The following is an 11,412-nucleotide window of genomic DNA, read 5'->3' as shown; positions in this document are numbered from 1 at the left end:
CCTGTATTTAGCCCGCGGGGGTCGAGGAGACACCGACCTGCGCGGGGCGCAACAGTTGCTCATGCAGGCGGAAGCCGACGTTGAGAACCTGGATGATCTGACCGGCTTTGGTGTCCGGCACCGGCGCTTCGAACATCGCCTCATGCAGATGCGGATCAAACTCTTCGCCGATCTCTGGCGCGAGTTTTTCAATGCCGTGGCGGGCGAAAATATTGACCAATTCGCGCAGCGTCAGCTCCAGCCCCTCAACCAGCCCTTTGCTGCGGGATTTGGTATCCTCATCAACCAGTTCCAGCGCACGGTTCAGGTTGTCATAGACCGGCAGCAGATCGCGGGCCAGCTTGGTGCCGCCGTAAAGCGCAGCCTCGCGGCGATCCTTTTCACCGCGTTTGCGGCTGTTTTCCAGATCGGCCAGCGCCCGCATCAGGCGGTCACGCATCTGCGTGCGCTCTTCCTCGAACTCGGCCTGAACCTCGGCCAGAACGGCGAGCGGGTCCATCTCGGCCTGCTCAGCCTGCACCGCCTCATCGGCCAGCGCGTCCTCTGACAATGCGTCATCTGCCTGTGTGTCTACGATATCTTCTTGTGGCTTTGCCATGTCTTCCTCTGTTCACTCGGACCCCAGTTCGGTCAGCATGCGGCCGACCAACTGCGCGGTATAATCAACTATCGGCACAATGCGACCGTAATTTAGCCTCGTCGGCCCGATCACGCCCACAGCACCGATAATCTTGCTGTCGGCGTTCATATAGGGAGAAACGACCAAAGTGCTACCCGTTAGTGAAAAAAGCTTGTTCTCGGCGCCAATGAATATGCGCACACCGTCGCCACGCTCGGTCAGTTCCAGAACTTCGGCGATATCCCGCTTGCGCTCAAGATCATCAAACAGCTCGCGGATCTTCAACAGACTGTCGGAATCGGTCTGATCCAGCAGATTTCCGCGTCCGCGCACGATCAGGCGCTCGTTATGGCCGCCCTCATCCTCCCAGATCGCCATGCCGCGTTCGATCATATCACCGGCGATGGTGTCGATCTCTTGCCGGCGCACGCTGATTTCCTTGCGCAGACGTGTGCGCAGATCGCTCATCGTCAGGCCGGAGGCGAAAGCGTTGATAAAATTCACCGCCTCGCGCAGCGCCGAGGGCAACAGACCTGGCGGCGGGCGGAACACGCGGTTTTCCACCTGGCCGTCAGCAAAGACCAGCACCACCAGCGCGCGGTCGGCGGCGATCGGCACGAATTCGATATGGCGGATCGGCGCCTCATGTTTAGGGGTCAACACAAGGCTGGCGCCCTTGGTGATCGACGACAGCGCATGGCCGACATTATCGAGCATCGAGCCGAGATCACGTTCGTTGTTCATCCGCGAGGCTTCGAGCTTCTCGCGGTCGGTGGCGGTGACCGGATCGACCTCAAGCAGCGCATCGACAAACAACCGCAGCCCGTTCTGCGTGGGCACCCTGCCCGCCGAGACATGCGGGCTTTCCAGCAAGCCGAGATATTCAAGATCCTGCATCACATTGCGGATTGTCGCCGCCGAGAGGTTCTCGCTGAAGTCCCGCGTCAGGGTCCGCGACCCCACCGGCGCACCGGTTTGCAGATAGGATTCGACGACGCGGCGAAAGACTTCGCGCGTGCGGTCGTTGAGGTCTGGAAACAGGGTGTTTTGCGGCTGATGTGTCATTTGGCGTGGGTTTCAGAGTGGATCCGGTTGCATGATCGCTGAAGGGGCGTGTAATTGGAAGCCAACATGGAAAAGGAAACCGAGATGCGCCCCTCTGGACGGAAGTTAGATCAAAAACGCAGCGTTTCAATCGAAACCGGTGTGATGAAACATGCGGAAGGCTCGTGTTTGATTAAAGTCGGCGACACCCATGTGCTCTGCTCCGCCTCGGTCGAAGAGCGCATTCCGCCGTTCCTGCGCAACACTGGTCTGGGCTGGGTGACAGCGGAATACGGGATGCTGCCGCGGGCCACCAATACGCGCAACCGGCGTGAGGCTTCGCAGGGCAAGCAAGGCGGCAGAACTGTTGAAATTCAACGGCTTATAGGTCGCTCTCTGCGCGCGGGTATCGACCGCTCGGCGCTTGGCGAACGCCAGATCACCGTCGATTGCGATGTGATCCAGGCCGATGGCGGCACCCGCTGCGCGGCGATCACCGGCGGTTGGGTGGCGCTGCGGATGGCGGTGAATACGCTGTTGAAGGCAGGGGTGATCTCCTCCGATCCGATCATTGACCATGTTGCCGCGGTCTCTTGCGGGATTTACGCCGGTCAGCCGGTGCTGGATCTGGACTATGCTGAAGACAGCTCGGCCGGCGTCGACGGGAATTTTGTGATGCTGGGCGATCTGCGGATGATTGAAGTGCAGATGTCGGGCGAAGGCAGCGTTTTTGGGCGCGCCGAGATGAACACGATGCTGGATCTGGCCGAAGCGGGAATCACCGAGTTGGTCGCGGCGCAAAAGGCGGCGCTGTGACCCGCGCCCTGACCGCCGATCAACTGCTGTTTGCCACGCATAATGCGGGCAAACTGGAAGAGATGCGTGAGTTGCTGGCGCCGCGCGGGGTGACGGTGGTTTCGGCAAAGGATCACAACCTGCCGGAGCCGGTCGAAACCGAGGATACTTTCGTCGGGAATGCGCGGATCAAGGCTCATGCGGCGGCCTCTGCGACCGGACTGGTGGCTTTGGCGGATGATTCCGGCCTTTGCATCGAGGCTTTGGGCGGTGCACCGGGGGTCTATACCGCAGATTGGGCGGAAACGCCCGAGGGTCGCGACTTTGATCTGGCGATGGGGCGTGCGCATAAGGCTTTGATTGATGCCGCTGCGCCGCAGCCTTGGCGCGCAACCTTTGTGTCGGTCCTGGTTCTGGCTTGGCCGGACGGGCATGATGAGGTGTTTGAGGGGCGGATTGACGGGGAGTTGGTCTGGCCAACCCGCGGCGCGCATGGGCACGGGTATGATCCGATGTTTATTCCCGAAGGCCATACTCTCACTTTTGCCGAGATGTCCCATCAGGCGAAAAATGCGGTCAGCCACCGCGGTCGCGCCCTGCAAAAATTGCTTGCCGAGTGTTTCACGTGAAACAATTCGCCATGCAAGAGCGCGAAGATTGGCAGAATGGAGGCTTCGGCCTCTATGTGCATTGGCCATTTTGCGCGGCGAAATGCCCCTATTGCGACTTTAACAGCCATGTTGTGCGGCACGTAGACCAGGTCGCTTGGCGCGATGCATTGGTTGCGGAAATCACCCGCTATGCCGCAATGACACCGGGGCGCACGCTGACATCGATCTTTTTTGGCGGCGGCACCCCGTCTTTGATGCCACCCGAGACGGTTGACGCGGTGATATCCGCCGCCCGCCGTGGCTGGGGTTTCGCGAATTCCATCGAGATTGCCTTAGAGGCCAACCCCTCATCGGTGGAGCTTGGCAAGTTCAAGGATTTCGCCAGCGCAGGCGTCAACCGCGTGTCATTGGGGTTTCAGGCGCTCAATGATGCAGATTTGCGCCGTTTGGGCCGGTTACACAGCGTTTCCGAGATCTATCAAGCCTGGGACGTCGCCACCACCGCCTTTGACCGCGCCAGTTTCGACCTGATCTATGCGCGTCAGTTCCAGGACGAAGCCCATTGGCGCGCCGAGTTGACCGAAGCCCTCGCCCTGCAACCGAGCCATATGTCGCTTTATCAGTTGACCATCGAAGACGGCACCGCCTTTGGCGATCGTTACCGGATAGGAAAGCTACCTGGCCTGCCCACTGATGATATCGGCGCTGATCTTTATCAAGCAACGCAAGAGCTTTGTGTGGCCGCCGGCCTACCCGCCTATGAAGTCTCTAATCATGCCAAAACCGGTGAGGAATCCCTGCATAATCAGGTCTATTGGCGCTATGGTGATTATGTCGGTGTCGGCCCCGGCGCGCATGGGCGCATAACTTTACATGGCCAACGCTGGGCAACCGAGGCCGAGCGCGCACCGACGCGATGGCTGCAATCCGTGCGTGACGGCAGCGCGAATCACGACAGTAAAACCGCCTTAACGCCGGCAGAAATGGGGTCAGAATACCTGATGATGAGCCTGCGCCTGAGCGAAGGCTCCAATCTGGATCGCTGGCGCAGACTAAGCGGCGCTGAGATCAATGAAAACGCGATGACTGCGCTGCAAGAGCAGGGTTTTATCTGGGTTGATGGCAGTCAATTTGGCACCACGGACAGCGGCAGACCCCTGCTGAATTCAGTTCTGCGCGCCTTGCTCAGCGATTGATTATCTGATCTGCGAAAGCAATTGGCACAATTGATCGAGCTGATCGAGCGAATTATAGCGAATGGTCAGTTTACCCTCGCCTCCTGCGCGATGGTCAATGATCACCGCCATGCCCAGATTTGCCGAAAGATCATCTTCCAATGCGCGGGTATCCGCATCACGCTGCCGCGCATCCGCGCGTTTCTTCGCCGGATCCTGCTCAGGTGTTGAGACCTTCTTGGCCAATGCCTCGGTGTCGCGAACCGACAAGCCCTTGGCATAGACCCGTGCCGCCAAAGCCTGAGGATCCTCGGCGGTAATCAACGCACGGGCATGACCCGCCGAGATTTTTCCGGCAACGACCATATCCTTGACGCCATCAGGAAGGTTGAGCAATCTCAATAGGTTAGCGATATGACTGCGGCTCTTTCCAAGTGCTTCCGCAACCTTTTCTTGGGTATGGCCGAAACGATCAATCAGCTGCCGGTAGCTTGCAGCCTCTTCAATCGCATTGAGTTCTTCGCGCTGGATATTCTCGATAATCGCAACTTCCAGCATCTCTTGGTCGCTGAAGCTGCGAATAATCGCGGGAACTGTGCTCAGTTGCGCCAGTTGCGACGCCCGCCAGCGCCGTTCGCCGGCAACAATCTCGTAAATTTGAGAGTTTTCAGGCGACTGACGCACCACCAGCGGCTGCAGAATGCCCTTCTCGCGGATCGACGCGGACAATTCCTCGAGCGCCTCAGGCTCAAATGTGCGGCGAGGCTGGTTCGGGTTCGAGACGATGTTCTCGATCGCAATCATCTCAAGGTTGGCGCGAGACGGCGTCGTGCCACTGGTTTCACTCGCATTCGGCGTGTCAATCCCCACATCTGCCATCAAGGCGGACAATCCGCGCCCCAATCCGCGACGTTCATTCCTGCGTTCAGCCATCTGCTTCGACCTTCTGCAAATTATTGTTATTCCTCAAGAATTCCTGCGCAAAGGCCCTATAGGCCATCGCCCCTTTGGACGTAGAGTCGTAGGAAATTGCCGGCATTGCGTAGGATGGCGCCTCGCTCAAACGAACATTGCGCGGGATAACCGTCTGATAGACCAGATCCCCGAGCGTGTCGCGCGCATCACTCTCGACCTGCTGCGCCAGATTGTTGCGCTGGTCGTGCATGGTCAGCAAAATCCCCTCAACCCTAAGCGCGGGATTCGCTGTTTGGCGGATCTCGCGAATGGTCAGCATGAGTTGCGACAGGCCTTCCAGGGCGAAGAACTCGCTTTGCAGAGGGATCAGAACGGAATCCGCGGCAACCAGAGCATTCACTGTCAGCAAATTCAGCGATGGCGGGCAATCGATCAGAACAAAATCGAATCGCTGGGCCTTTAGACCGGTGGCAGCCAGTGAGTCCTTGAGCAGAAAGCTGCGCTTGTTGACGTTGAATAGCTGCACATCCGAGGAGGATAATTCCGTCGTCGCGGGAATGAGCCAGACGCGTTCGGTCTCGGTTTCGACAACCGCCGCCTCAGCGCTCACATCCCCGAGCAGCAAATCGTAGACCGTTAACTGCCTTTGATCGAGACCGATGCCGAAACCGGTCGACGCATTTCCCTGCGGATCCATATCGATGACCAGAACCCGATGCCCGGCTTCAGCGAGGCTTGCCGCAAGGTTGATCGCCGTGGTGGTCTTGGCCACCCCCCCTTTTTGGTTCGCGATGGCGACAATTTTCATCCAGCAATCTCCCTTTTCCTAAGCCTCGAGAGTCGCAAGACGCGAGATTCCGGATCAACTCGGCTGGTTTCAACCTCTACATTGAATTGCCACGCTAAACTCGCCTGATCAAGCTCTGCTTGGAAGTTTCTGCCTTTAAACAACAATGCGGTGCCCATTGGCTGCATATGTTGCGCGACATAGGTTAATAACAGGTCAAGCGGCGCCAATGCCCGCGCGGTCACTATGTCCGCTTTCGCGCTTGGTGCTTTCTCGATCCGTTCCACCACCACATTCGCGTTCAACGCGTGCCGGTCAATCATCAACTTCAAGAAGGCCGCTTTACGCTTATCCGATTCGATCAACTGCGTTCGCGCCCCGGGGCTGGCGTCCTTCAGCAGAATTGCCACCACAATTCCAGGCAAACCTCCGCCAGAACCCAAATCTGCCCATTGTACCGGCCCATCTGGTGCTAGCCGCAATACTTGCGCGGAGTCGCAAATATGCCGCGTCCAAAGCTCGGCCATGGTCGAGGGCGCAATCAGATTGATCTTCCCCGACCATTTTATCAGGTTCTCGGAATAATCAACCAATGCGTCCAATGTTTCACGTGAAACATTCGCCCCGACGCTTGCCTCCAAGTCATTGCGCTGCTGCATTGCGCGTCCGGCCAAATTGCTTAACACCCGCCAAAATTAGCAATGTCGCGGCGGGGGTCATCCCCTCAATGCGCCGCGCGTGATCAATGGTCCGGGGCTGGATCCGTTGCAGTTTCTCGCGCTGTTCGTTCGACAAGGATGGAAGCCTGGAATAGTCAAATTCAGCCGGAATTCTCTTACTTCCCTCGTCCTTCAACCGCTCCACTTCCTTCAAATGCCGCTCAACATAGGGCCGGTAGAACGCATCCTTCTGCAATTGTGCAACTTCCCACTCTGACAAACTGAACTCATCATGAAAAACCACATAGAAGCGCTCAAGGTCCAAATCTGCCAACCCCAAAACCTCGAAAAGATTGCGTTTCGCGCCGGATTTCAGGTGCGTTAGACCCAATGATGTCAACTCATCACCGCTAACAACGCGCTGCCGCAAGCAAGCCTCCAGCTGCGCCAAACGTTCCAGTTTCGCTTTGGTGAATGCAGCGCGGGTTTCATCAAGCAGCCCCAAATCCAGCGCCAAAGGGGTGAGCCGCGCATCGGCATTATCCGCGCGCAAAATCAGCCTATGCTCGGCGCGAGAGGTAAACATGCGGTAGGGCTCGGTCACCCCTTTGGTCGTCAGGTCATCAATCATCACACCGATATAGCTGCTATCTCGCACGAAATTCACCGGCGATTTCTCTTGAGAGAACCGCGCAGCATTCAGCCCCGCAACGAGCCCCTGCGCGGCAGCTTCCTCATAGCCCGTTGTGCCATTGATCTGCCCTGCAAGATATAAGCCATTGATTTTCTTGAGATCTAATGTCTCGCCCAGCTCGCGGGGATCGATATAGTCATACTCAATCGCGTAACCATACTGATAAATCTCCACCGCCTCCAATCCGGGAATGCTGCGCAAGAAGGCATCCTGCACATCCACCGGCAGCGACGTCGAAATCCCGTTCGGATAGACGGTATCGATGCCCAATCCCTCCGGTTCCAGAAAGATATTATGCGAGTCTTTCTCGGAAAAACGGGTAATCTTATCTTCAATCGACGGGCAATAACGCGGGCCAACACCCGAAATATTGCCCGACCGCATGGCCGATAAATGCAGGTTTTGCTGAATGATCTCATGGGTCTCAATGGTGGTGTTCGTCACCCCACAAGCGATCTGTTCCGCCACCGGCTGCCTATTCATAAACGACAGCATCACCGGTTGCTCATCACCCAACTGCCGACCGATCCGGTCCCAATCAATACTCGTGCCCTTCAAGCGCGCAGGCGTGCCGGTTTTCAAGCGCCCCATGCGCAAACCAAGATCCCGCAGACGCGCCGCCAATTTGACCGAGGCTTTGTCACCCTTCCGCCCCGCAGCAATCCGCTCGCTTCCGATATGAATTTCGCCACCAAGGAATGTGCCGGTGGTTAGGATCACCGCACGGCTACTGATCTCGGTCTCATCCGCCATCACCACGCCGCGCAGAGCCCCGCCATCAAGCAGCAGGTCAATGACTTCGCCCTCGATCACGGTCAGGTTCTCTTGGCGCGCAACATAGGGACCAATGAAATCAGCATAACGCCGCCGATCCACCTGCGCACGCGGCCCCTGAACCGCAGCGCCGCGCGATTGGTTCAACAGGCGAAACTGGATACCCGCGTAATCCCCGGCCAGCCCCATCACCCCGCCAAGCGCATCAATCTCGCGCACCAGATGACCTTTGCCGATCCCACCAATAGCAGGATTGCACGACAAGACCCCTAGATCTGCCTTCCGAAAGGTGATCAGCGCCGTTTGCACACCACTCCGCGCTGCCGCCAGCGCCGCCTCGACACCCGCATGGCCACCGCCTACGACAATCACTTCGAAGTGTTTCACGTGAAACAATCCCTATTTACCAATGCAAAACGACGAGAAAATCCGCCCGAGAACATCCTCGATATCTACCCGCCCGACGATTCCGTCAAGGCTTCGCAACGCCGCGCGCAGGTCTTCGCTGGCGATCTCCCAAGCGCTGGCCGGTGACAGCAATTCCGCTTTCGCGCGCGTCAACGAGTCGACCGCTCGCGCCAGCTTATCAAAATGCCGCTCACGCATAAACACCGAAGACCCTTTGGTCTTCTCGCGCAATATCGCCTCAATCCGCGAGATCAGAGCGGCCACACCTTCGCCAGTGACGCCGGACACCCCCTCTTCACCCCAAAGATCCGCCTTTGACAAGACAACAATGTCCCCCTCCGACACCCCAACCGGCGCATCTTCAGGATCCGCTTTCAGGAATACCCGCAAATCCGCCTGCGCCGCCCGCGCTTGCCCGCGATCAATGCCCATGCGCTCGATCTCATCCTCGGTCTCGCGCAGCCCCGCGGTATCAATCAACGTCACCGAGAGCCCACCGATATCCATCCGCACCTCGATCACATCGCGCGTGGTGCCCGCCCGCTCCGAGGTGATCGCCGCATCGCGTCCGGCCAAAGCGTTCAGCAGCGTCGATTTCCCTGCGTTGACCCGCCCGATAATCGCCACTTCGAACCCGTCGCGCACCGATTCCGCGGCCGCACGCCCCGATAATTGCTGCGAGAGACTGCCCAACACCCGGTCCAGTGGCGCCACCACCAACGGCGTCAGATCATCGGGCAATTCTTCATCCGAGAAATCCATCGCCGCTTCCAAAATCGCCAAAGACTGCAGCAAATCCTCGCGCCAGGCATCCACAAGCCGCCCGGCTGAGCCATCCAACACCTGCATCGCCTGCCGCCGCTGGCCCTCGGTTTCGGCATCAATCAGATCCGCCAAAGCCTCGACTTCGGTCAGATCCATCTGCCCGTTCAGAAACGCGCGTTTGGTGTATTCCCCGGGTTCTGCCGCCCGCACACCGTCAACCGAAAGACAGGCACGCAGCATCGCCGCCACCACCGCCTGACTTCCATGCACTTGAAATTCAACGATTTTCTCGCCGGTAAAGCTGCGGCCTTCCTCGAAAACCAGCACCAGACCATGATCGATCCGCTCCCCCTGCGCATCGCGCAACACCGACAGCCGCGCCACTCTCGGCTCCGGCACGATCCCCGCCAGAGCCTTGCATACGGTCCAGGCCAGCGGGCCGGAGACGCGAATTACCGCAACGCCAGCGCGCCCCTGCGCCGTGGCCAGCGCAACAATCGTATCCATGGCAGTGCCTTCACGTCTTAGGTGTTCATCGAGTCGAAGAATTCGCCATTCGTTTTGGTCTGTTTGAGTTTCGAGATCAGGAATTCGATCGCATCGGTGGTGCCCATCGGGTTCAAAATCCGCCGCAGCAGGAAGGTTTTCTGCAGATTGGCCTTATCCACCAGCAGCTCTTCCTTCCGCGTGCCCGATTTCAGGATATCCATCGCCGGGAACACGCGCTTATCGGCAATTTTGCGATCCAGCACGATCTCGCTGTTGCCGGTGCCTTTGAACTCCTCAAAGATCACCTCATCCATGCGGCTGCCGGTGTCGATCAGCGCGGTCGCGATAATCGTTAGCGAGCCACCCTCTTCGATATTCCGCGCGGCACCAAAGAACCGCTTCGGCCGCTGCAGCGCATTCGCATCAACACCACCGGTCAAGACCTTGCCGCTTGAGGGCACAACCGTGTTAAACGCGCGCCCCAGACGGGTGATCGAATCCAGCAAAATCACCACATCGCGCTTATGCTCGACCAGCCGCTTGGCCTTCTCGATCACCATCTCGGCCACCGCCACATGTCGCGTCGCCGGCTCGTCAAAGGTCGAGGACACCACCTCGCCGCTCACCGAGCGCTGCATATCGGTCACCTCTTCGGGCCGCTCGTCAATCAACAGCACAATCAGATAGCATTCCGGGTGATTACGCTCGATCGAATGCGCGATATTCTGCATCAACACCGTCTTACCGGTGCGCGGCGGCGCCACGATCAGCGCCCGCTGCCCCTTACCCAGAGGCACCACGATATCGATAATCCGCGAGGACCGATCCTTGATCGTCGGATCCTCGATTTCCATATTCAGCCGCTGGTCGGGGTACAGCGGCGTCAGGTTGTCGAAATGCACCTTATGGCGCGCGCTCTCGGGATCGGTGAAATTGATCGAGGTCACCTTGGTCAGCGCGAAATACTTCTCGTTCTCGCCGGGCGCCTGGATCACCCCCTCGATGGTATCGCCCGTGCGCAGCGAATACTGCCGGATCATATCGGGGGTGACATAGATATCATCAGGGCCAGAGAGGTAATTCGCCTCAGTCGAGCGCAAAAACCCGAATCCGTCCTGCAAAACCTCCAGAACCCCGTCGCCGCCGATTTCCCAACCGTCTTCAGCGCGTTCCTTGAGGATCGAGAACATCATCTCGCCCTTACGCATCGACGGCGCGTTATCGATTTCCAGCTCTTCAGCCATCGCCAGCAATGCCGCAGGCGTTCTCGCTTTGAGATCAGCTAGATTCACACGGTTCTCACACATGAGAAGCCCTCCAAGACACCAGTAAGCATCTGTCAATTGTCACAACGGGAAATACGGTGGCCGGACGGCTCCGCTCAGAAGGTTCTCTAAGCTGATCCACCGGTCGAGTCAATCAGTGCCCTCGGTCCTCCGGGCGCCAGCTCTCCGCCTGCTTCTATTAATAAGAAAGAAAGATAAATGAGATGATGATGAAGTAGGGCCTAGGGATAAGTGTAATTATTCATTGATCCCCTGAGTTACACACAGGTCCAATCCAGCCGACAAACCGCGATTCGCAGTTGTTTAACAAGGAATTGCCGCGCTTTCTTCACCTTACATCCCCAGCCGCCCGGAACTATCCACAGGCAGTGGTTTTCACCTATCCACTGTG

The 11,412-nt window shown here is 58.1% G+C and carries 11 protein-coding genes; 3 read left to right on the top strand and 8 right to left on the bottom strand.

The window, feature by feature from the left end; all coding sequences use genetic code 11:
• Positions 1–7: 7 nt before the first annotated feature.
• Positions 8–598 carry a nucleotide exchange factor GrpE gene (locus DDE20_RS12310; RefSeq protein WP_116558808.1) on the bottom strand — a complete coding sequence of 197 codons (591 nt, stop codon included), beginning with the start codon at positions 596–598 and terminating at the stop codon, positions 8–10.
• Positions 599–610: 12 nt separating this feature from the next.
• The gene (hrcA, locus tag DDE20_RS12305) at positions 611–1,684 is read right to left on the bottom strand and encodes a heat-inducible transcriptional repressor HrcA (protein ID WP_116558807.1); all 1,074 of its coding nucleotides are present in this window, start codon (positions 1,682–1,684) and stop codon (positions 611–613) included.
• 84 nt (positions 1,685–1,768) lie between these two features.
• Here hrcA and rph point away from each other — a divergent pair, with 84 nt between their 5' ends.
• The 3 genes from rph to hemW are packed head-to-tail and all read left to right on the top strand — an operon-like array spanning position 1,769 to position 4,265.
• Positions 1,769–2,479: a ribonuclease PH gene (gene rph, locus DDE20_RS12300; protein WP_116558981.1), complete on the top strand. Its 711-nt coding sequence runs from the start codon at positions 1,769–1,771 to the stop codon at positions 2,477–2,479.
• Positions 2,476–3,087 (top strand): RdgB/HAM1 family non-canonical purine NTP pyrophosphatase, encoded by a 612-nt coding sequence (rdgB, locus tag DDE20_RS12295; RefSeq protein WP_116558806.1) that lies wholly within the window; start codon positions 2,476–2,478, stop codon positions 3,085–3,087. The genes rph and rdgB overlap by 4 nt, the downstream gene beginning before the upstream one ends.
• 11 nt (positions 3,088–3,098) lie before the next feature.
• Positions 3,099–4,265 (top strand): radical SAM family heme chaperone HemW, encoded by a 1,167-nt coding sequence (gene hemW / locus DDE20_RS12290; protein WP_116558980.1) that lies wholly within the window; start codon positions 3,099–3,101, stop codon positions 4,263–4,265.
• On the opposite strand, the gene DDE20_RS12285 is transcribed toward hemW, so the two are convergent.
• Genes DDE20_RS12285 through rho form a run of 6 tightly spaced genes read right to left on the bottom strand, consistent with a single transcriptional unit; the run spans position 4,266 to position 11,042 of the window.
• Positions 4,266–5,177 (bottom strand): ParB/RepB/Spo0J family partition protein, encoded by a 912-nt coding sequence (locus DDE20_RS12285; RefSeq protein WP_116558805.1) that lies wholly within the window; start codon positions 5,175–5,177, stop codon positions 4,266–4,268.
• Entirely contained in the window at positions 5,170–5,967 is a 798-nt protein-coding gene (locus DDE20_RS12280) for a ParA family protein (RefSeq protein WP_116558804.1), read from the bottom strand. The genes DDE20_RS12285 and DDE20_RS12280 overlap by 8 nt, the downstream gene beginning before the upstream one ends.
• Positions 5,964–6,605, bottom strand: coding sequence for a 16S rRNA (guanine(527)-N(7))-methyltransferase RsmG (rsmG, locus tag DDE20_RS12275; RefSeq protein WP_116558803.1), 642 nt, complete (start codon positions 6,603–6,605; stop codon positions 5,964–5,966). Before rsmG ends, DDE20_RS12280 begins: the two co-directional genes overlap by 4 nt.
• Positions 6,589–8,460 (bottom strand): tRNA uridine-5-carboxymethylaminomethyl(34) synthesis enzyme MnmG, encoded by a 1,872-nt coding sequence (gene mnmG / locus DDE20_RS12270; RefSeq protein WP_165814507.1) that lies wholly within the window; start codon positions 8,458–8,460, stop codon positions 6,589–6,591. Before mnmG ends, rsmG begins: the two co-directional genes overlap by 17 nt.
• A 12-nt stretch (positions 8,461–8,472) precedes the next feature.
• Positions 8,473–9,753, bottom strand: coding sequence for a tRNA uridine-5-carboxymethylaminomethyl(34) synthesis GTPase MnmE (mnmE, locus tag DDE20_RS12265; RefSeq protein WP_116558801.1), 1,281 nt, complete (start codon positions 9,751–9,753; stop codon positions 8,473–8,475).
• 17 nt (positions 9,754–9,770) lie between these two features.
• The gene (gene rho / locus DDE20_RS12260) at positions 9,771–11,042 is read right to left on the bottom strand and encodes a transcription termination factor Rho (protein WP_116558800.1); all 1,272 of its coding nucleotides are present in this window, start codon (positions 11,040–11,042) and stop codon (positions 9,771–9,773) included.
• Between the last annotated feature and the right edge of the window lie 370 nt (positions 11,043–11,412).

This window comes from Pararhodobacter oceanensis, assembly GCF_003076755.1.
Taxonomy (GTDB): Bacteria; Pseudomonadota; Alphaproteobacteria; order Rhodobacterales; family Rhodobacteraceae; genus Pararhodobacter; species Pararhodobacter oceanensis.
Note: the sequence above shows the minus strand (reverse complement) of the source record. Positions and strands in the feature narration are given on the sequence as shown.

Excerpts from the sequence above, each read along its gene's own strand:
- DDE20_RS12310 (WP_116558808.1), bottom strand. The coding sequence starts at position 598 with ATGGCAAAGCCACAAGAAGATATCGTAGACACACAGGCAGATGACGCA.
- hrcA (WP_116558807.1), bottom strand. The coding sequence starts at position 1,684 with ATGACACATCAGCCGCAAAACACCCTGTTTCCAGACCTCAACGACCGC.
- rph (WP_116558981.1), top strand. The coding sequence starts at position 1,769 with ATGCGCCCCTCTGGACGGAAGTTAGATCAAAAACGCAGCGTTTCAATC.
- hemW (WP_116558980.1), top strand. The coding sequence starts at position 3,099 with ATGCAAGAGCGCGAAGATTGGCAGAATGGAGGCTTCGGCCTCTATGTG.
- DDE20_RS12285 (WP_116558805.1), bottom strand. The coding sequence starts at position 5,177 with ATGGCTGAACGCAGGAATGAACGTCGCGGATTGGGGCGCGGATTGTCC.
- DDE20_RS12280 (WP_116558804.1), bottom strand. The coding sequence starts at position 5,967 with ATGAAAATTGTCGCCATCGCGAACCAAAAAGGGGGGGTGGCCAAGACC.
- rsmG (WP_116558803.1), bottom strand. The coding sequence starts at position 6,605 with ATGCAGCAGCGCAATGACTTGGAGGCAAGCGTCGGGGCGAATGTTTCA.
- mnmE (WP_116558801.1), bottom strand. The coding sequence starts at position 9,753 with ATGGATACGATTGTTGCGCTGGCCACGGCGCAGGGGCGCGCTGGCGTT.
- rho (WP_116558800.1), bottom strand. The coding sequence starts at position 11,042 with ATGTGTGAGAACCGTGTGAATCTAGCTGATCTCAAAGCGAGAACGCCT.